The organism is Lutispora saccharofermentans (assembly GCF_024363565.1).
Classification (GTDB): Bacteria; Bacillota; Clostridia; order Lutisporales; family Lutisporaceae; genus Lutispora; species Lutispora saccharofermentans.
On record NZ_JAJEKE010000006.1, the window covers coordinates 96,330 to 118,495 of the forward strand.

Annotated in this window: 17 protein-coding genes; all 17 read right to left on the reverse strand. The window is 41.0% G+C overall.

Annotation, left to right across the window (positions count from 1 at the left end; all coding sequences use genetic code 11):
* Nucleotide 1: 1 nt before the first annotated feature.
* Nucleotides 2-961 (reverse strand): ATP phosphoribosyltransferase regulatory subunit, encoded by a 960-nt coding sequence (locus LJD61_RS08715; RefSeq protein WP_255227146.1) that lies wholly within the window; start codon nucleotides 959-961, stop codon nucleotides 2-4.
* A 628-nt stretch (nucleotides 962-1,589) separates the two neighbouring features.
* Nucleotides 1,590-3,179, reverse strand: coding sequence for an ABC-F family ATP-binding cassette domain-containing protein (locus tag LJD61_RS08720; RefSeq protein WP_255227147.1), 1,590 nt, complete (start codon nucleotides 3,177-3,179; stop codon nucleotides 1,590-1,592).
* Between the two features lie 181 nt (nucleotides 3,180-3,360).
* Nucleotides 3,361-5,664 (reverse strand): bifunctional diguanylate cyclase/phosphodiesterase, encoded by a 2,304-nt coding sequence (locus LJD61_RS08725; protein ID WP_255227148.1) that lies wholly within the window; start codon nucleotides 5,662-5,664, stop codon nucleotides 3,361-3,363.
* Between the two features lie 154 nt (nucleotides 5,665-5,818).
* Nucleotides 5,819-7,621: an ABC transporter ATP-binding protein gene (locus LJD61_RS08730; RefSeq protein WP_255227149.1), complete on the reverse strand. Its 1,803-nt coding sequence runs from the start codon at nucleotides 7,619-7,621 to the stop codon at nucleotides 5,819-5,821.
* A complete protein-coding gene (locus tag LJD61_RS08735; protein ID WP_255227150.1) occupies nucleotides 7,614-9,350 on the reverse strand; it encodes an ABC transporter ATP-binding protein in 1,737 nt (578 codons plus the stop codon). The genes LJD61_RS08730 and LJD61_RS08735 overlap by 8 nt, the downstream gene beginning before the upstream one ends.
* 432 nt (nucleotides 9,351-9,782) lie before the next feature.
* Nucleotides 9,783-10,232 (reverse strand): hypothetical protein, encoded by a 450-nt coding sequence (locus LJD61_RS08740; RefSeq protein WP_255227151.1) that lies wholly within the window; start codon nucleotides 10,230-10,232, stop codon nucleotides 9,783-9,785.
* Nucleotides 10,233-10,236: 4 nt separating this feature from the next.
* Nucleotides 10,237-10,809 (reverse strand): hypothetical protein, encoded by a 573-nt coding sequence (locus LJD61_RS08745; protein WP_255227152.1) that lies wholly within the window; start codon nucleotides 10,807-10,809, stop codon nucleotides 10,237-10,239.
* A 72-nt stretch (nucleotides 10,810-10,881) separates the two neighbouring features.
* A complete protein-coding gene (locus LJD61_RS08750; RefSeq protein ID WP_255227153.1) occupies nucleotides 10,882-12,642 on the reverse strand; it encodes a stalk domain-containing protein in 1,761 nt (586 codons plus the stop codon).
* Nucleotides 12,643-12,844: 202 nt separating this feature from the next.
* On the reverse strand, nucleotides 12,845-14,275 hold the full coding sequence (locus LJD61_RS08755) for a helix-turn-helix domain-containing protein (protein WP_255227154.1): 1,431 nt from the start codon (nucleotides 14,273-14,275) through the stop codon (nucleotides 12,845-12,847).
* Between the two features lie 118 nt (nucleotides 14,276-14,393).
* The gene (locus LJD61_RS08760; RefSeq protein ID WP_255227155.1) at nucleotides 14,394-15,122 is read right to left on the reverse strand and encodes a hypothetical protein; all 729 of its coding nucleotides are present in this window, start codon (nucleotides 15,120-15,122) and stop codon (nucleotides 14,394-14,396) included.
* 215 nt (nucleotides 15,123-15,337) lie between these two features.
* Nucleotides 15,338-16,048, reverse strand: coding sequence for an ABC transporter ATP-binding protein (locus LJD61_RS08765; protein WP_255227156.1), 711 nt, complete (start codon nucleotides 16,046-16,048; stop codon nucleotides 15,338-15,340).
* Between the two features lie 3 nt (nucleotides 16,049-16,051).
* Nucleotides 16,052-16,816, reverse strand: coding sequence for an ABC transporter ATP-binding protein (locus LJD61_RS08770; RefSeq protein ID WP_255227157.1), 765 nt, complete (start codon nucleotides 16,814-16,816; stop codon nucleotides 16,052-16,054).
* Nucleotides 16,813-17,715, reverse strand: a complete 903-nt coding sequence (locus LJD61_RS08775; RefSeq protein WP_255227158.1) for a branched-chain amino acid ABC transporter permease — start codon at nucleotides 17,713-17,715, stop codon at nucleotides 16,813-16,815. The genes LJD61_RS08770 and LJD61_RS08775 overlap by 4 nt, the downstream gene beginning before the upstream one ends.
* 15 nt (nucleotides 17,716-17,730) lie before the next feature.
* Nucleotides 17,731-18,612, reverse strand: coding sequence for a branched-chain amino acid ABC transporter permease (locus LJD61_RS08780; protein ID WP_255227159.1), 882 nt, complete (start codon nucleotides 18,610-18,612; stop codon nucleotides 17,731-17,733).
* Between the two features lie 95 nt (nucleotides 18,613-18,707).
* Complete coding sequence (locus LJD61_RS08785; protein WP_255227160.1) at nucleotides 18,708-19,880, reverse strand: ABC transporter substrate-binding protein; 1,173 nt, start codon at nucleotides 19,878-19,880, stop codon at nucleotides 18,708-18,710.
* A gap of 102 nt (nucleotides 19,881-19,982) precedes the next feature.
* Entirely contained in the window at nucleotides 19,983-20,819 is an 837-nt protein-coding gene (locus LJD61_RS08790) for a DNA-binding domain-containing protein (protein ID WP_255227161.1), read from the reverse strand.
* The gene (locus tag LJD61_RS08795) at nucleotides 20,816-22,084 is read right to left on the reverse strand and encodes a sensor histidine kinase (protein ID WP_255227162.1); all 1,269 of its coding nucleotides are present in this window, start codon (nucleotides 22,082-22,084) and stop codon (nucleotides 20,816-20,818) included. Before LJD61_RS08795 ends, LJD61_RS08790 begins: the two co-directional genes overlap by 4 nt.
* Nucleotides 22,085-22,166 lie beyond the last annotated feature (82 nt).

Sequence of the window (22,166 nt, forward strand, 5' to 3'; positions counted from 1 at the left end):
TTTATTGAGCCTCCTCGAATTTTATTTCCGTCAATTCATCTATGTCTATAGAAAAGCCTATTGCAGGCACCCTTTTCCCGAAAATCTCTGTAAAGGAATCGTATCTTCCTCCGCTTATGATAGCCCTATAAGAATTTGGCAGATATCCCTTGAATATCAGTCCATCATAGTAATCCAGTTCTGTCACCATGGATAGATCATAATGCACATAGCTTTTACCCCCCTCTTTTTCTATAAAGTCATTCAATTCCTCAAGCTCTTTTAAGGCTTCTTCCATCTCCTCATTCAGGCAATGCTTCCTCGCTGCAGCTTTTACAGCTTCGATGCTCCCTTGAATATTCATTATGTCAGCCAAAGCATCATATATTTCTTTTGACAGCTTCATATCCTCCATATGATTTATCATCTCATACCTGTTCTTGCGATAAATCAGTTCCTTTAGCTGCTTCTGCCGGACTTCGTCAGCATGGATTTCCTTTAAGAGTCCATTTATATATTTACTGCTCGACATTTCCAGGATGAATCTGCCGTTAAAGCTTTCTAAAACTTTCAAGGCTGATAATATTACATCCTTATCCGCATCCAATGAAGCCTCTCCCAAATATTCCGCCCCCATTTGCCTTATCTCCCTGACGTTCGAGGCTTCATTGCTCCGGAAAACCGTCGAGCTGTAAAACAGCCTGAGCTTTAAACCATCCTGCCATCTTGGAACCAAGCTTTTTATGATATTGGTGGTTATATCAGGGCGAAGTATCAAGACATCAGAGCCTCCGCTTATCACCTTCACCATGGATTCCCTTTTTATCCTTTTGTTTAATAATGTGTATTTGCTGAAATCCTCAAAGGCTGAAGGCTCGATTTGAATGAATCCTTCATTTAAGAACATATCCTCGATCCTTCTTCTGATTTCACATCTTTTCTTCGAATAGCCTATTTCATCCTCAATCCTCAAATATTGCATTTATTCCACCTGACCTTTGCTGTTTTTATTCATGTTGGCCGTAGAAGGCCTTATCCGGATAAAAAAAGAATCCATATAGGTATTACCTATATGGATTCTTTTTTTATCTCTCAACCATCATAGGTACAATCCCTAAATTCAAACAGAACCAGGGATTGCACCTATGAGTTATTATAGACTCAAGTTACAAACCCTCTTACTATGATGGTGATAAAGTTTTGTATTTAAATTTTTAAAAGCCAAAGTCAACATGGTTGACTCCCCTTTCACAGTTTAAAAATATTGTTTATAGTATACTACCATCAGAATAATATTGCAACACTTTTGCATAATTATATATAATGTATTAAATATTCTATATAGATGTTATCCTGACTGATAACGATTGCAAATGCTCCAGAGCTAAGACTTTGTAAGCTTGCATAGGGTTGCGTCAAAACTCGCTTCGGCTCAAACAGTTGACGCAACTCGTCCTATTGCCCCAGGGCACCTTCTCTTGCTCCTGTGTCGCAATTCACCTTGCCTTCGCTAACAAACTCTAAGCTCCTTCACAATGCACTCTTATATCAGTCAGGATAACATTATTGCTGTAAAATCTTTTTCACATTATATATATTTATCTGCTGTTTTACTGAAGCCCCTTAGACTCTAAATATTCGTCATAGGTCATCCTTCTGTCGATGAAGCCTTCGGAGGTTATCTCTATCACCCTATTGGCTATCGTCTGCATGAGCTGATGGTCATGGGATGCAAATAAAATATTGCTCTTATAGTCAGCCAGCCCGTTATTGAGAGCTGTAATGGTCTCCAGATCCAGATGATTGGTAGGCTGGTCTAAAATAAGCACATTAGCGCCGCTCAGCATCATCTTAGAAAGCATGCAGCGAACCTTTTCTCCGCCGGACAGCACCTTTGCCTGCTTTAATGCTTCCTCTCCGGAAAAAAGCATTCTCCCCAAAAAGCCTCTTACATATGTTTCCGTCTGATCTACCGAAAACTGCCTCATCCAATCCACCAAGCTCAGATCACATCCATCGAAGAACTCGGAATTTTCTTTAGGAAAATATGATCTGGTTATGGTCAGTCCCCATTTAAATTCTCCTGAATCCGCTTCCATCTCGCCCATGAGGATTTTAAACAAAGCGGTAATAGCTTTTTCATCCCCCACAAAGGCAATCTTATCATCCTTGTTCACCATAAAGCTTACATTGTTCAATAAGGTATTTCCTTCTACAGACTTGGTAAGGCCATCAACCTTCAGTATATCATTTCCAACCTCTCTATCCATTCTAAAGCCAACAAAGGGGTATCTTCGGGAAGAAGGCTGTATATCTTCCAATGAGATTTTCTCCAAAAGCTTTTTCCTCGATGTAGCCTGCTTCGACTTAGAAGCGTTGGCGCTGAACCTCTCGATAAAAGCCTGGAGCTCCTTTATTTTCTCTTCCTTTTTCTTGTTCTGGTCCTTTGTCATCTGCAGTGCCAATTGACTGGATTCATACCAGAAATCATAATTTCCTACATACAGCTTGATTTTGCCGAAGTCAACATCACACATATGTGTGCATACCTTGTTCAGAAAATGCCTGTCATGGGATACAACGATAACAGTGCCTTCAAATTCTATCAAGAATTCTTCAAGCCAGTTTATTGCCTTAATATCCAGGTTATTGGTAGGCTCATCCAGGATCAATATCCCGGGCTTTCCAAATAAAGCTTGAGCCAGCAAAACTTTGATTTTTTCTGCTCCGGTCAGCTCATGCATGTATTTCTCATGAAGCTCAGTCCCCAGGCCCAGGCCTTGGAGGAGTATGGAAGCATCCGACTCCGCTTCCCAGCCGTTCAGCTCGGCAAATTCAGCCTCAAGCTCCGCAGCCTTTATGCCGTCTTCATCGGTGAAGTCTGCTTTTGCATACAGCACATCCTTCTCCTTCCCTATCTCATAGAGCCTGGCATTTCCCATTATCACAGCCTCAATAACCTTATATTGATCATATTGAAAGTGATCCTGCTTCAAAACAGACATCCGGCTCTGTGCATCGATTATCACTTCTCCTGTATTCGCCTCTATTTCGCCGGACAGAATCTTGAGGAATGTGGATTTGCCGGCTCCGTTCGCTCCTATAACCCCATAGCAATTGCCCGGAGTAAATTTAATATTTACATCATCAAAAAGCTTTCTTTCTCCATATCTCAAGCTAACGTTTACTGCGCTGATCATATCTAATCCCCTTTATTAATTTTTGCATACTTGGCTATTATATCACAAAATTCCTGTATTGTATCATAAAAAATCACTGCCGGAAATATTGAAGGCAGCTCGTATTTAAATATCAGAAGCTTCAGAAAGGAATATGATAAAGGAGACAAAAATCAATACAGATTTGTCATATGTTAAAAGATTAGCGGAAAAATTCTTTTTCAAATATATATGATTCGGTAGGCTTGCTTATCAAATAGCCTTGAATCTGATCACAGCCCCTATCTTTAAGGAAGATTAACTGCTCTTCCGTTTCCACACCTTCTGCAGTGGATTTCATATTCATAGTTTTTGCCATGCTTATTATTGTGTTGGCTATAGCCTTTGCGGTTTCATCATCAGATAGATTTTTGACGAAAGAACGATCAATCTTTAAGGTATCTATGGGAAACTCCGTTAAATAAGCCATAGATGAATATCCTGTGCCGAAATCATCAATGGCGATGCCAACTCCCATATCCTTGAGTATTTTCATCTTCTGCAGCTTCTCAGACACCCCGTCCATAGCAGCGGTTTCAGTGATCTCCAGCTGCAGGTAGCCAGGCTCTAAATCGGTTTCATTGAGAACTTCCCTCACCATATTGACAAAGTTAGGCTGGTCAAATTGAAAAGCCGACACATTGACTGACACGGTTATAGGCTTCTTTCCTTTTGATTGCCATTCCTTATTTTGCCTGCAGGCCTCCTTTAAGACCCAATTTCCTAAATCGACGATGAATCCGCTTTTTTCTGCTATATCGATGAGATTGGGTATGGACATGCCGCCAAATTCCTTATGTCTCCACCTGAGCAACGCTTCAGCTCCTGTTGCTTCTCCGGTCCTGACATCGATAATAGGCTGGTACAGCATATACAGTTCATTCTTTTCAATTGAATGATACAGCTCGTTTTCGATATACTGTTCTTCTCTCACTACGTCGTCAATGCTTGAGCTATAAAGATTGTATTTATTTCCTCCGGCCTTTTTAGCCATAAGCTTGGCCAATGTTGCCTGATGTATCACTTCCGAATACTCGCGCTCCTTATCTGGAATCAGGCTTACGCCTATACTGACCTTTATGATAAATTCATATCCTTTGATCCTGATCATTCTGCAGCAATTCTTCCATAGGCTTTCGATGCGCTTTTCCATGGTTTCAGCATCCTTTTCCCATATAAGGAATATGAACTCATCGCCAAAAAATCTCCCTAAGGACTCGTCCGGATTTATAAATGCCTTCAGTCTGCGGGATATGATGGAAAGGGCTTCATTTCCGCCTTCATAACCGATGATGCCGTTTATCTTCTTAAAATCATCTACCGATACAATTCCGACAGCTATTGCTCCAAGCTTGTCTCTCAATAGTTCAACCTTGCTAGACAATTCTGCCAAAAAACCTATATAGTTATATAAGCCCGTCACTTCGTCTCTGTATGTAAGGTTTTTTATTCTATCAAGCATCAGATTAAAGCTTTTTCCGGCATCCCCAATTTCATTGGGCAGCCCTTCATCTGCTTTCACGTGCAAATCCCCATCGGCGGCTTGCTCAAAAACCTTTTTCAATTTCATAATCGGTCTGGTAACCCTGCCGGAATATATATAGTAAAACAATACGATCAATGCAAAGCATATAAAAAATAATGCCAGGATAGTATTCCTTACCTTAGCAACTTCCCTATAAACCTCATCCTTAGATATTGAGATAATAAAAGTCCAATCCGGCGAGCCTTTTATTTTCTTAAAGAATGCCAGCCTCTTGGAGCCATCGGCATTATTGTACTCAACTGTGCCTGATTCTCTGCTCAAAACAGATCGAACGGCTTCCTTATCATCAGATATGTATTCCCGGGCATTATTGCTTGCTACTACCAAGCCCTCGCTGTTCAATATTAAGCCGTATCCTGTATCACCTAAATTCATCTGTCCGATTATTTTATTTAGGAAATTTACTTCGATAACAATATTGACAAGGCCTGTAATTTCTTCTCCATCTTTTACGGAATGGGAAATAATGATTATCGGTGTGTCCGGCTCTGCAAAGGGACTGAGAAAGGGCTGAGAAATATGGTGTTCCTTTTTTTCCACGAATATTTTTTCGTATTGCTCCTGCTGCGATATGTCCACATCAACATCCAGAGTGCTCCAGCCTGTGCCATCCGGCCTGGCTATCGTCATATTCCTGATATTGTCACTTATTACAAACTCAGGAAGATACGTTTTTATTTTTTCCAGATCCATTGATTTTATCAAAGAGGCTTGAGAGACCACCTTTACCTGATCTACAAATCCGGATAATTCCTTCTCAACTTCCCCGGCTCTGGAATTTGCTATTTCATTATATTGAGCCTTTATTATTTCTGGCAGTTCTTTTAGTTCTGCATTAGTTGCTAATATTAGAACAGAAAAAAATACTATAGAACCGGCCAGCAGGTAAATAAGCATCTGCCACCTTATGGATTTAAGCATTTTGTCACCTGCAATATATAAATATTATCACTAAATTTTATAAATTTACTGATTACTTTTAGTTTTTTCTACATATTTATCAAAATTCTAACATTATTATAGCAAATTCTTCTAACCATTGGTAGTATGATTTATTCACGAATGATCTTTAACTTCACATGGCGATGTTCGAAAACTGGCTGGAGTAGAGCCTGTAGTATTTTCCCTTCTTATCCAGCAGCTCCTTATGACTTCCGCTTTCAACAATCTTACCATCGTCTACAAACATTATGACATCTGCATCTTTTATAGTGCTGAGCCTATGGGCAATGATAAAGCTGGTGCGGCCTTTCATAAGAGTCAGCATAGCTTCTTGAATCTTTGATTCCGTCCTTGTATCGATGCTGCTGGTGGCTTCATCCAATATCAGTATCGAAGGGTTCGATAATATGGCTCTTGCTATAGCCAACAGCTGCCTTTCACCCTGGCTGAGGTTGATGCCGCCCTCAGAAAGCTTTGTATCATAGCCTTTTGGCAATCTTGCTATGAATTGATGTGCATTAGCTACTCTGGCGGCTTCCATGACTTCTTCATCTGTTGCATCTGTCTTCCCGTATCTTATATTCTCTTTTACGGTATCAGAGAAAAGATATGTGTCCTGCAATACTATTCCAAAGCATTTTCTCAGGCTATCCTTTGTATATTCTTTAATATCCTTGCCGTCTATGAGTATCTCACCTTCGGTGACCTCATAGAAGCTTGTCAGCAGGTTTACAATCGTTGTCTTGCCTGCGCCCGTGGAACCTACCAGAGCAATGGTGCTCCCCGGCTTAACGGCAAAGTCTATGTCTTTGAGCACCGGTACGCCGGTTTTATACCCAAAGCTTACATTTTTAAACTCAACCTCTCCCCTCACATCTGCTAAAGTCTCCGCTCCCTCTTCATCCTTCCGTTCTTCCTTTTCATCCATGATGTCAAACACCCTCTCAGCCCCGGCAACAGCAGATTGAAGGGTATTGAATATATTTGCAATATCGTTCAATGGCCTTGCAAACTGTCTGGAGTAGCTCAAAAAGCTGGCTATCACTCCGATGGTTATGATGTCCTTTACGGCCAGGACCCCGCCTGCGGCGGCTACAACAGCAAAACCTATATTATTTATTACATTCATGAGGGGCATGATGTATCCTGACCATATCTGAGCCCTGATCCCCACATTACACAGGCTTGAATTTATATCATCAAATTCATCAATAATTTTATCTTCCCTGTTAAAGGCTTTAACGACCAAGATCCCCGATATGTTTTCCTCGATATGCCCGTTTAGTTTGCCCAGAGCCGCTTGCTGCTGTTTAAAAAGCGAGCTTGTTCTTTTAGCTACATTTCTTGTCATAATAAGCACCAAAGGTATGGTGATTATGCTTGCAAGAGTTAAAACAGGGCTCAAGACCATCATCATGGCAAAAGCACCTGCAATGTTTACTATACTGGACATAAGCTGTATGGTTGACTGGGATATGGTTGTGCTCACATTTTCTATATCATTGGATAATCTGCTCATTATCTCTCCATGGGTATGAGCATCGAAGAAGGCCACAGGCAGCCTTTGAAGCTTTCTGAAAAGGCTGTCCCTAAGGGAATAAACCACTCTCTGGGATAGGCCTGCCATGATCCAGCCCTGCATAAACACTATTAAAACATCAGATACATAAATAGCCGTTAAAATACCCACGATTGCAGCCAATGTCTTAAAATCAACCCCCATTTTCCCCAAGGACATGGCATCGATAGCTTTGCCTATGAAATAGGGCACCAGCAGCCCAAGGCCTGAGCTCAACATCACCAGTACAAATATCAGCATCAGCCTTTTTCTTTCTACTCCAAAATACCTCCACAGCCTTTTCATCGTTTCGCTGAAATTCCTGGGCTTCACCGCCGGCTGTCCATGCCTCCCTCTTATACTCCCAGCTCTAAGCATATGCCTGCTCCCTCCTTCCGATCTGCGAGCGGAATATGTCCTGATAGATCCGGCAGCTTTCCAGCAATTCTTCATGGGTGCCCATGCCTGCAACTGAACCGCTATCCAATACAACTATCCTATCGGCTCCCATAACCGAAGTTATACGCTGTGCGATCACTATACATGTCGCATCCTGGATATATTCCTTCAACCCTTCTCTGATTTTGGCTTCTGTGGCTGCATCCACAGCACTTGTGCTGTCATCAAGTATGAGCACCTTGAGTTTTTTTATCAAGGCCCTGGCAATGGAAAGCCTTTGCTTCTGTCCGCCCGAGAGGTTTACACCGCCCTGACCCAGCACGGTTTTGTACCCTTCCGGGAAAGCTGATATGAACTCATGGGCTTGAGACAGGATTGATGCTTTTTCTACTTCATCCATACCGGCATCATCATTACCCCATTTTATATTTTCAAGGATTGTTCCCGTAAAGAGGACGGTCTTTTGAGGGACTATGCCGACAGCCTGCCTCAGTTCCTTGATATCCATGTCCCTCACATCTATTCCGTCCACTTTTACAGTTCCGGAAGAAACATCATAAAAGCGCGGTATCAAATTGACGAGACTGCTTTTTCCCGAGGCTGTGGGCCCTATTATTCCGATGGTCTCCCCCGGTAAGCAGGTAAATGATACATTCTTAAGGACAGGCTCGTTATCATTGCCGTCATATGCAAAGGTGACATTTTCAAAATCGATCCGTCCTTTTATCTCACTTTTCTCCATGCTATGCTCATCGGCCTTCATGGTGCTTTCCTGGGAAAAAACCTCGTCTATACGCTCGGCAGAAGCCTTGGCTCTGATAAACATGTTGAATACATGGGAAAGCATGACCAGCGAAAACAGTATCTGAGTCATATAGTTTATAAAAGCGATGATCTGGCCCACTTGCATATTGCCGTCGCTGACCCGCAGGCCTCCGAACCAGAGGATGAGGACAATGCCTGTATTTACCGTAAGCGTTATGGCAGGATTGAACAACGCCATAGCTCGCATCCCCTTGACGGACACATCTGTGAGCTGCCTGTTTGCATCTTGAAAACGCTCTACTTCGTAATCGTAGCGGTTGAAAGCCTTTACAACCCTGACCCCTGCAAGATATTCCCTCATAACGCTGTTCACGTTGTCCAGCGAGCTTTGTATCCTCCTGAAGAAGGGATAGCTGACGCGCATATTGATAAAGATGATCAATCCTATTATCGGCACTATCCCCAGAAGCACCACAGCTAAATGCGGATTTATAAGAAATGCCATTATCAGGCTTCCGATACATAAGATGGGCGCCTTGACGAATATCCTCATCATTCCGTGAGCAAAATTCTGAACCTGAGTTATATCATTGGTCAATCTGGTGATAAGCGAAGCAGTATAGAACTTATCGATGTCACCTAAAGAAAAGCTTTGTATCTTCTTGAACAGATCTCCCCTGAGCTGGGCTCCGAATTTCTGTGATACTATGCTGGATACGGAATTGCGTCCGACAGCCGCTCCGGCTCCTATTGCCGTAACTAAAAGCATGACTCCCCCCATGCTGAGCACGTAAGTCATGTCTTTACCGGCTACTCCATGATCCACGATCCTCGACATTATTGTCGGCTGCAGAAGATCACAAAGAGCTTCTATCGTTAAAAATACCAAAGCTGCCATGAATCTTCTCCAATATATTTTTATATACTTATTTAAAAAGCCCATTTTATTACCTCTATATTTCATACTTATATATAACGCATTAAATATTTTACAGCAGTAAATTTATATTAACTGATAAAAGAGTGCATTGTGAAGAAGCTTAGAGTTTGTTAGCGAAGTCAAGGTGAATTGCGACACAGGAGCAAGAGAAGGTGCCCTGGGGCAATAGGAAAAGTTGCGTCAACTGTTTGAGCCTAAGCGAGTTTTGACGCAACCCTATGCAAGCTTACAAACTCTTAGTGCCGGAACTCTCGCAATCGTTATCAGTCAATATAAAAAGTTATGTAACGTATTTTTGCAACTTATATAGCAAGCTTCGCATATGCCGCCATACAGTATGATTATAGCAATTTTTTCGGATAGAAAAAAGACTGACTTATAAAGCAAAAGATTCTGAGGTGCTCTTTTCCCCAGAACCTTGAACTGTTTTTGATTTTATACGCTCTTTTTTTTAGATTTGCTCTTCGGCTTGATAAGCTTTATTATCAAAATTCCTGCCCCAATTATTATGATGTTGCCCATCTTTAACCCCGCATCTCTTTCTAATGCGTTTATCTCCGGCAAAGCTTTTAAATATCTGATGTGAGCGGTGTTCATGTTTGAGCCGGTCACCTTGACATAAACAGCATTTCCGATTTTATAAGCAAACCCGTCTATGCTTCTGCCATCGGGAAGATTAAAGGAATAGCTTATAACATATGTGTATCTGTTGGGCACCGGCTCATTTCTTTCGCCGCCTTGCCTTCTTATGCCTGTGATGACAGCCCTGTCCTTCACCCCGAAAAATCCAAGATATATATGCATCGAGCCGTATAAAACAAACATAATAGCAATAAACAAAACCAATATCTGACCAATTTTTTTATTCGCTTTAATCTTAAACATATGCCTACTCTCCGTTCAGGTCTGCCTTGCTCAAAATGATGTCTCTAACAAGCTCAAAATTATCATCATTGCAAAACAAAGCTATTCTCTCAGTAAAGCCTCCCTTGACTATTATGGATTTTGACTTTGAATAAATCTTAACCCGCTTTATTCTTTTCCATTTAACGAATACAGCTTGCCTGGATTGAGCTAAAATGCCTGCTCCTGCCGCAGAGGGCCTGCCTGAAAATATTCCCGTAAGGACTAGCAAAGCATTTATTATTTTATTCCTCTTGGCCTGTTTTTCCTGAGTATAATTCAAAATTCCTTTGCTGTTTATCACATAACCCGCATCATATTTGCCGCCATAAATGAGCATGATGAATAGAAATGCCGCAATAAAAAAGATACCTATGAAGATCAACGGATAAGCTATTCCATCGACGAATAAGTCTCCCTCTGATGCGATCAAAAGCATTATGATCAAAATCCCAAAAGGAATCCCTAATGCTAAGCCCAGCTCCTTCAAAATGATCATATTTTTAAATAAAGGGATCTTGATCTCCCAGCGAAGCTCTTCTTCATCCCATCTTTTCACAGCCTTTTCACCCCGTCCGCTCAAGCAGATATAAATAAGTGGTTAATATATGCCTGGTCATGATTCTAAGATTTATTCCTCATATACTATAACTATTTCCTTGGTGCTGTTGATCCAATCCACCTTGCAGTTTAGATTTTCTGCCGCAAACCTGATGGGTACAAAGGTCCTGTTGTTCTTTCCCATAGGCGCTACGTCCATTTGACTGCTCACTCCGTTTACCTTCAGGTCTTTTTTGTTAAGCCACATTTCAACCGTGTTTTCTCTTGCCTTCATAGTGATCTTCTGGGTGCTTCCTTCCCATTCTATGGTACCGCCCATGGCTTCAACAACGGCCTTTATGGGGATCATGGTCTTTCCGGTCAAAGCCAAAGGTGTTGTGCCTCTGCCCGGGTCCACCTCTTGATTTACACCGTCAACACTCATATATGGGCTTTCCATCTTCAGCACGATAAAGTGCTTGTAGCTTCCGGGCTTATAGGTCTGATCACCTGTTGTTACGGTAAATTTGGCTATGACATTCCCCAGCTTTTCTGCTGCGCCTTCAAAGGGTTTTGCTTCTGTAAGCACCGGCTTGACGGAATAATAGTAGGTAGTATTGGGCTCCACATTTACATCCGCATAGGAGGTGCTGGTCAGATAAAAGTCCGTTACCGATGCACCAAGGCTGTTTGGCGAGATAGACCTGAAAAGTCTGTATCCAAGGCCATCAGCCGGCTGCCACATTATCCTGGCTCCAGATTCAAAGGCTTCCGCACCGCTGCCCGCTGCCGGAGTTGGGGCTGTCGGAGCTGCCGGAGTTGTAGGCGCCAATATAACCTCAGTTATGCGCTTGCCGCCTTCCCAGTTGCCCCAGCTTCCTTCAGAGCCGTAACGCCACTTGCCGGAAAAGCTTTTCCCATCAGCGGCCATAGTGAATTCGATGTCTCCTGCATCACTGGGCGGTGCATAGGAAGGAGATTCAGACCAGGTACCTGTGAGAGTATTTCCAGAAATAGTTCCGCTGATCTTTCCTTTATCATGAGTATATGTTCCTGTGACAGCAGATCCGCTTTGAATCAACACCATCTTGCCCCAGTTGCTGTCCCATTCGCCTTCCCATGAATATTTCCCCAAGTCTGAGCTTCCTGTAGTTAATGCTGTTACCGTTATAGTAGTAGGATTGCTAATTTGCTTCCATTCGTAAGTGTATCTTACGCCTACTTTACCCGGAGGTCCTGCATAGGCACCAATATAAAGCGCCCATCTATCACCTGCGGAACCTTTATCTTTGAACTTCAAAGTCATATTAGCACTACATGAAGTTTGAGATCGGTCGTCTTGGCCATATCCTATACCAAACCACCTTGTTTCAGTACCATCTTCATAAATAACCTTAGCCTCAACTCCACTTGCAGTTCCATAGCCTAAACCTATTAGGTCCGCTACATCCAAAGATAAAAACGGGCTTATAGCTACGCCGAAGTTTCCTGTCTTATTGCTAAAAACCTCTTGTTCAAAAGCTATTGATATGGTTTCATTAGCTTGGATAATGGTGGGAGGATTGCTCCAGGTATATTTTACATGAAGATTTCCGGGATTGCTTTCATCTTTTGAAGCGTAAATTCCTAACCCATAGGGTATTGTAGTTTGAAGTTCAGCAGTATTCCCCTCTAAGCTTGCAAAATAGCTCCATGGATCTCCCGGTTTAAAATCTTCAGGTATTGGAAATTGATAAGTATCTACTAATACCCAAGCATAACCGCTTTCATCTGCAGATACATTTATTGCAAATCCATTCACCATGCTTAGAATGATTGTTAATGCAATAAATAATGATAATAATCTTTTCATGCTTTATCTCCCTTCTTAATCTTATATATTGAATAATTGTGCCTAGATTTAAGTTAATAACCAAGTATGCTGTCAGTCTTAAATATAGTTTATATATTTGGAAAAGTCGCCACCTAAAAAGGGTGAATCATGCATAAAGCTCCTCACCCATTTCGGGTGAGGAGCTTTATAGCGCCCTGTTTTCAAAGGTTTCTTCATCAGTTTATGTACTGTTTTTTTCCGTAAGCAGATTCACAAGTTCTGCTTTGCTTTGAATATTGAGTTTAGAATAGATATTTTTAATATGGGTTTTGACCGTATTTTCGCTCAGATGCAGTTCATCGGCGACCATTTTATAAGTCCTTCCCTTTAACAGCAATGCCACTATCTCACTTTCCCGTACAGTCAATTTGCCCATGATCGTTAAGCTGTCTATAGCGTCATTTTGCTTTGATGGTGCTATTTCATACAATGCCGATAAAAAAACATGACTTTTCAGCAGCATTGAAAGATATTTATTAAGCAATGGAAGTATAACAAGAATAATAAAAACTATAACCAGCGCCAGCACTGACGGACTATACGCCCTTGCACCCGAAGCAACAATAGCATTTCCCAGCATTCCTCCGATCAATACGCCCAGTACATTTGCCGAAAGGCCTATCCCCAGGATTTTTACCGGATTATCATGGAAATCCAGCATTTCCCCCAAAATACTCCACCAGAAAAGGTCATAGACCCCGCAGGCTCCCAGCATCAAAGTATTTACAACAAGGTAGCTGGCAACGGAGCGATCCAACACCATGAATGCTGTAAAAGAAAGACCTATCATAGCAATGGCAACATATAGCAGGTAATTTCTATCGGTTTTGCCGGGAAGATTCTTAACAATATATAATGCAACTATATAAGGAATGGCCCAATACCAGCTTACAAGCCACTTATGATGTGCAAATGCAGGATTGATGACTTGATACATCAGACCGGAATTGATAGTGATTATTATAATAAATATGCACAAGAAAGCAAGAGGCTTTATAGGGCTTATGGTTTTTTTATATTCGGCACCGGAACACCGTGAATCCGTCTCCGCATCTTCCGGTAATCTGGCTGCAAAAAATAAAGCTCCGCAAAGCATGATAATGGACAATCCAAGGCCCGCATATGCAGACAAATGTATAGCCGTCATGTTTATAAGGATCATTAATATATTTGAATATATCAATGCATCTGCAGCAGTCTTAATTCTTCCACTTGAGGGTGTATAGGCATTATAATAAAAGCCCCAGGCTGCCACACAGCAGCTTGCCATAAGAGACAGCAAAAACAATAAAATATTCCAGAGAATTGAAGGCGATAAAAAGAAAGGCAGGCTCCCTATTATGCAAAATATGATAGAAAATATCATCAATTTTTTTGTGGCTTTAATGGATTTAATGAAGAACCCGCAAAAAAACAAACCTATAAAATGAGCAGCTATCGCCCCAAAAACCATTGAGCGGGCATTTATATTGAATTTACCGGTGACAGCATACAAAACCTGGCCTTCAAAGGGGAAAGCCAGCAACCAGGAGAAGAACAGCGAAAATACAATGACCGATAATGTCTTTTTATCCATATTTGATATTTTTTCAGTTATTTTCTTCCTTGACAAATATATCCCCCCGCAAAATGACTCATAGCAGTCACTATAATTAATTATAATTGCTTATAAAAAATATTCCAAGCCATATAAATTAATTTTTAAAAACCGGGGAAGATCCCCGGCTGTTCTACTGTCTATCCTTCTTGCATTTATTATACTGAGGCATTATCTTTCTTATTTCCTCAGCTTGCTTTTCATTTATGACCTTGTCATCTATCATTTTCTGAACCACATCTTTGCGTGACTTTTTATAATTCTGGAAGAATTCCTTTTTCTGCTCTTCAGTCATATCCTTAAGCTGCTCAAACATTTTTCTGCGCTCTTCTCTTTCAACCTTCAAATAGTCTTTTATTTTTTCAACATCCCTCGATTTAATGATTCCTTTCTCAACTAAGCCGTTTAAATCCTTTGCGATCTTCTCTTCATGGATCTGCCTTCGCTTTTCCCTTATCAGGCCGGCTTCCTCATCTGTGATGATCCCTTCTTTTTTCAGCTCATCCAGCAGGCCTATCCTCTTAGATTTTATCTGGGCCTTCCTTTGTTCTTCGGTCATATTTTTTCTTTCTTGATTTCTTTTCTCAATATATTGCATTATTTTATCTGCTTTTTCACGGGTTATGGTTCTTTCTTCCACCAGACTGTCCAAAACCGCTTTCATGCCTGCACCATTTTTCTTATATGCGCTTTTGAACTCAGGACCGGCTTTATAATCGACAGATATACCATATTTTATATTTCCATATTTTTGCGAAGCCTCATTGGCATGTTCTCCAAAAACCGGAGCCCCCATAGGAAATAGCAAAGCTACAGACAGCAGTCCGATGATCAATTTGTTGCTGCTTGGATTTTTATCCATTTCATATCTCCTTTCTTCACGTGATTGTCATTCAATCTGACAAATATATTATTTGCTTTTTGGCTTATTATGTTGTGATGAATGATATGGATATTTTATTATTAGCAGCACATTGCTTCAAATGGTTTTTAGGTAAAATATGGAAATGCAAAATTTGCTTTAAGAGCAAAAGGAAATGGTGAGGATTAAATATTATCCCTCACCATTTTTTATTCCTACTGAACTTTGGCTCCCAGATAAGCTTCCCGTACTGCCGGGTTGTCAGCAATATACTTTGCAGAGCCTTCCATCTTGATCCTGCCCTGCTCCAATACATATGCCCTGTCAGCTATAGACAAAGCCTTATAGGCGTTTTGCTCAACCAGCAATATGGTTTTATCCATTTTCCTTATGTCTATTATTATATCGAATACCGTCTGTACCAAAAGCGGTGCCAACCCAAGGGAGGGCTCATCCAGAAGCATTATTTCAGGATCGCTCATAAGGCCTCTGCCCATAGCAAGCATCTGCTGCTCTCCCCCGCTCAAAGTCCCTGCTATCTGCTTTTCTCTTTCCTTCAATCTTGGAAAGAGCTCATATACCTTCTCAAGATCTTCTTTTATCTTGTTCTTATCCTTCCTCAAGTATGCTCCAAGCATAATATTATCCTCGACAGTGAGGTTTGCAAAAACCAGTCTCCCCTCAGGCACCTGGCATATTCCCATTTTTACTACCTTATTAGGGCTTATAGGCAGCTTTTCGCCTTTATATTCTATAACTCCCTGCTTATATTTCAAAAATCCGGATATTGCATTGAGCAGCGTTGATTTGCCTGCCCCGTTTGAACCGATTATAGTCACTATCTCGCCCTTATTTATATCCAGGCTGACGCCCTTTAGTGCGTGAATGCCGCCATAGAATACATTTAAATCTTGAACCTTTAACATTCTCTACCCCTCCACTCCCAAATATGCTTCAACTACCTTAGGATTATTCTGAATATCCTGAGGGGTTCCTTCTGCCAGCTTGCATCCGAAATTGAGGACCATGATCTTTTCACATATTCCCATAACCAGGTCCATATGATGATCGATTATTAAAACGCTCAAATCAAACTTGGGGCGCATCTCGGAAATCAAGCTCATAAGCTGAGCCGTTTCATCCGGATTCATACCTGCCGCCGGCTCATCAAGAAGCAAAAGCTCGGGGTTCAATGCCAAAGCCCTGGCAATTTCCAGCCTTCGCTGCAGTCCATAGGGCAAGTTGTTTGCGATCAGATCCTTCCTGTCCTGAAGCCCCATTATTTCCAATAAATTATCTGCTTTCTGCTTCAGCTCCCTTTCCTGTTTTCTGCACCTGGGAAGGCGAAGCACGGATTCCAAAATATTATAGCTGCCGTTGCTATGACAGGCTATCAAAACATTTTCATATACGGTGAGCTTCTTAAAAAGCCTTATATTTTGAAAGGTTCTCGTGATCCCTTGACCTGCAATGAAATGGGGCTCCTTGCCGGTGATATCCCTATCCTTAAACATTATCTTCCCTTCTGAAACCTTGTAGACACCTGTTATAAGATTGAATATGGTGGTCTTGCCTGCACCATTGGGGCCGATGAGCCCGCTTATTTTTCCTTTCGGGACTTCAAAATCAACATTGCCGACAGCAGTAAGGCCTCCAAAGGTCTTTGTCAGATTCTGCAGCTCAAGAATATTCATAGTGGCTTTCCTCCTTCCATCTGACTTGGAAGGTCTTCCCGCTTATTCTTCAATCTTGTAAGAAGCCGCTTCATGCTTGATGGGGTAAATTCATATCCGCCCATAAGACCTTCTGGCCTTGATATCATTATTATGATAACTGATAATCCGTATATTACCAGACGCCAATTGGAGAAGCTTCTTAATATCTCCGGCAGAGACGTGAGCACCAAAGCCCCCAATACGCTTCCGGATATGCTTCCCAAGCCTCCGAATATAACGATTATTGTTAACTCTGTAGATTTAACAAGGCTGAACATTTTAGGCTGGAGAAAGGTCATATAGTGGGCCATAAGGCCTCCCGCTATTCCCGCATAGGCTGCGCTTATCATCAAGGATATGAGCTTATACTTAAATACATTTATTCCTACTATTTGAGATGCAAGCTCTTCCTCCCTCACAGCTATCATATTCCTTCCATGCCTTGATCTTATTAAATTAGCTAAAATTATAACAGCTACCACATTTATTATTACAACATTTGTCAGGTTTGTATAATTAGGTATTCCGGGCCAACCCCTTGCTCCTCCAAAATACTGGACGTTGTCCAGAACAAGCCTTATTGCCTCTCCAAAACCCAAGGTAGCTATACAGAAATAATCTCCTTTAAGATTCAATGTAAGCTTGCCTATTATTGCACTGACCAATGCTGCTGCCAAAGCTCCCATAAGCAATGCAGGTATAAAGGGCCAGCCATACTTTACGGTCATCATGGCTGAAGCATAGCCCCCTATGGCCATAAAACCTGCATGACCGAAAGAAAACAACCCTGTAAAGCCGGTGAGCAAAGACAGGCCGAGGACTGCCATAAGATTTATGCCTGCCAGCAGCAATATGCCCTGAATGTAATATAGATCCATAGTATTGCCTCCCTCCTAAGCCTTATCTTCAGTTACTTTGCCCATCAAGCCCCTGGGTCTGAATACCAATATAGCGATGAGCAAGACAAAAGCAATGAGGTCTCTATAATTGGAGGATAAGTACCCGGAGGTCATGGTCTCTATTATGCCCAGCAATATGGAGCCGACAACCGCTCCTGGAAGGCTTCCCAGGCCTCCGAACACCGCAGCTATAAATGATTTGTTAGTTATTATCCCTATTTGGGGATAAACAGTGTATTTCATTCCGAACAACACGCCTGCAATGCCTGCAAAGAATCCGCCAAGGGCAAATACAACTATTATTACAAGGTCAGTATTGATTCCCATCAACGCACTGGCCTTTACACTATAGGAGGTAGCTTGTATAGCTTTTCCCATCTTTGTAAAATCAATAAAAAATACCAATAGCGCCAAGCAAATAGCAGAGATGATAAACATGGCCAAATCCAGTCTGCCCAGTGTCACACTGCCCAATTGAATAGGAGTCCTGGATAAAATCTCGGGATAGCTTTTGAATGTAGGACCTATTGTTGCTATTACGATATTTTCGAGAAATATTGAAGCTCCCATGGCAGATATTATAAAGTACAAAAATGGAGCTCTTCTTTCTCTCAGAGGTTTATAGGCCCCTCTTTCGATCACTACTGCAAGGACACAAGTGGTCAATGCAGCTGCAATAAAAGCCGCAAAAAAGGGTAAGCCCAGCTTGGTCAGATAATAATATCCAAAATATGCCCCCAGCATTATTACACCGCCATGGGCAAAATTACTGAAATTCATTATGCTGTAAACCAGTGAATATCCTACCGCCATAAGTGCATAAACACTGCCTATAGACAGGCCGTTGATAAGCTGCTGTAAAAAAAACTGTGACATCCCTTCACCCCTAACTGTTAAAATAGAGGCTGTTGCAAAATTCAAATGTTGAACGCGTTATGCAACAGCCCCAGCCCATTCATACTGTTGATAGACTATTTAGCAGAGTATTTCTGCTGGAATACGTATTTGTCTCCTTCGATTTTAACGATAGCAGCATCCTTGCCCTCAGGATTATGAGTCTCCTTGCTTATATTGATCTGCCCTGTAACACCCTTAACCTTTGTGGTTTCCAGAGCCTCGGTTATCTTAACAGAATCTGCTGATCCGGCTCTCTCTATTGCGTCTACCAATACAACTACCGCATCATGAACCAAGTAGCCGTTTAATTCTAATTCTTTATTATATTTTGTTCTGTATCTGCTCTTGAGATCCTGAACTTCCGGATCATCATAGTCTACGTGGTTTACTATATAGGTGCCCTGAACTGCATCCTTAGCCATTGTGAACAGCTGCTCGGAAGGCAGTCCATCTCCGCCCATCAACGGTATAGTTATTCCTAATTCCCTTGCTTGATTCGCGATCAATGCTGCTTCTTTAAAGAATATAGGCAGGAATAAAACTTCCGGATTTGCTTCTTTTATTTTGCTGAGCTGTGGTCTGAAATCCACATCACCGAATTTGAAAGCTTCCTTGGCAACTACGGTGCCGCCCTTGGAAACGAAGAATTCTTCAAAGAATTGAGTTAAGCCTTGTGAATAATCATCAGCTACGTCATAGAGTATAGCAGCTTTCTTAAAGCCCAATACATCGTAGGCATAGCCTGCTGCAACTGCACCTTGATAGGGGTCTATAAAGCATACTCTGAAGTTGTAAGGTTTAACCTTGCCATCTAATACAGTAACCTTGGGATTTGTAGCAACAGTGGCTATATCCGGCACCTTGGCCTGCTCCAATACCGGAGCTATAGGAATAGCATTGCCGCTTGCATTTGGCCCTAATATTGCAACAACTTTATCTTGCCCGGTAAGCCTCTTAGCTACGTTTACCGCTTCCTGCGGGTCTCCCTTGGTATCATAGCCTATTACTTCAAGCTTTTTGCCCAGAAGGCCGCCTTTGGCGTTTATTTCTTCAAAGAGCATCTTTACCGTGTCAAGCTCACACTGTCCCCATACTGCCTGGTCCCCTGTCAATGAACCCATCCAGCCGACTTTTATGATTTCTTCTGCCGGAGCAGCAGTCTCTGTCTGCGGCTTTGAACAACCTGTGAAAGCCATTGTCAGAATCATTAAGCTCACTAATAATAATGCAAGAGTCCTTTTATACATCCTTACCCCTCCTTATTTAAGCAAAGCTTTTCAGCTTTTATTCACTATATGATTGAATATTCAAAAATCTTCAAAAATACTCATAATTGTTCAAAATATTTTTTAATTTTTATCGCAAAGCAATAGCAAACCTTCAAAAAATTTGCTCATATTTACCTTTCCGCCGCTGTTTCTCTTACCTCTGATAAAGTCCATCTCAGCTTTTACATTTTCAAAATCAAACAGCATATTTGAGTATCTTTGAAAATTATCGGCGAAATAATCTTCCAGTCCTGCATTTGCAAGATTTGTCAAGCCTTCCTTCATCGCTCTTCTCATTCTTTGCTTTACGGTTTTGGAGTTGTCCGGCAGGTATTTGCATAATTCGTCTATGGCACACTCATCATAGGTTTTCTTCGCATTGATTATATAGGCGCATACATTTATAATATCGTTGGTGCCCTTCTCGCCCAGCATCCCAAGCATGCTCAAAATATATTTTATTTCTTTGATTTTATCCTCGCCTTGATTGTTCTCTTCCTTGCTCATTGTACTGTTGAACACCTTTTTTATATTGTTCAGCATATCTTCCAGCCTTATTTTTTCAGCAACCTTTTTAGCAACCTTTTCCACTTCGATCTTATTTAACGGCTTGCTTATAAAGAACTCTATTCCCGATTCATAGGATTCTGTTATCAGCTCATGGTCAGAAACCTGGGAAATCATTATAAAGTTAATTTTGGGCCTCATCGATTTTATCTCTTTTACCAAAGTATTGCCGTCAAGCTTCGGCATGAGAAGGTCCACCAGTACAATATCGGGATTATTGGCTAAAATTTCATTGTATGCTGTATCTCCATCATAATCGCACCCAATTACCTCGCCTAAATTATTGTCTTCAATGATATTGCTCAAAATTTTTACAACATTTATATCATCATCTACAATATAGTATCTCAAAGCTCTTTCCTCCCAAAAATTCTGCCGGGAACAGTTATATTAAAGCTTGTCCCCTTATTTAATTCAGACTTTACTGAAATGCTCCCCTGGAAAACATCTCTGGTCAAATCTCTTACTAAAGCAAGTCCAAGACCCCTTTCAATATCTCCTGTATTTTCATCAAATTTGGTTGAAAAGCCGGGATTAAATATGTAATCTATATTGTCTTTCTTTATGCCCTCTCCGTTATCAACTACAGAAATTACATAGTCATCCCCATCCTCAAATATATTAAGCTTGAGCACTCCCTTCCTTCTTTTCTCCATAGCCTCTATGGAGTTATTGATCAGATTTCTTAAAACGGACATGAGATAAAAATGCTCCGCTACATTAAAGTCAGCTTTGATATTAAATAATAATTCAATGTCCAGTTTATTCAATCTTATATATTCCTTGGTATCAATCTCTAGAATATTGATGATATCCTTGATGCTCATGCAAGTGCCGTCGGTTTTATCCCTGGCCATCTGTTCCAAGCCGTTTATTACCCTTATATAGCCTTTTTTTATCTCATGGACATCCTTGGCAATATCCAATGCCAGATGCTTGAGCTCATGAGGGTAGTCATTTTCAGATATGACCTTGTAGGCAAAATATGATTTCTTCATTACGTCTTCTATTTCGCTTATATTCTTATTCATAAAATATATCTCGCTCTTGAAGCTTGAAGTGAGAAGCATCAATCTCCTATATCTCTCTTCATGCTCCTGCTTTGCCAAAAAGCCTCTGTAATGCTTTATGGATATGATCACTCCCATGGCTATGAAGGCTCTCACCGCTGCAATCACTATCAAATTCTTTATTATCTCCATAGTCATGCCCACGATGCTGGTCCTTACGCTCATCTCCACCATGTTGGACAGAAAATCACAGAAAAATGCCGTGACGGTAAACCTTGTAATATTCTTCTCGACCGTATTGAAATATAAAAAATAGTATATTACACCATAAGCAAAATAGAAAAAAACATCCGGACCTACCATTATCCAGGTAATAGGCAGGTCCTTGATCTCCATGTATTCAATAATCCCTCTGAACAGAGGAGATACTATGCCGGTGACAAAGCCAACGATTATCGGGTTCAGTTCTGCATAGTTATATAAAAATATCGGAAGCAAAATTACTGAAAGTGTTATTATGAATCCTTGAACAAAATAATTAAAATGAAATTGGGATGCTAAGGCCACACAAGCTGCTATAAGTAATGTGTGCTTTAATTTATTCATCAAATTCACCTATGCATATTTATAGAGTTTAATGCAAGAATTGTCTTTATGCGTTGAAATAATAATAACATACTTGAAAGTC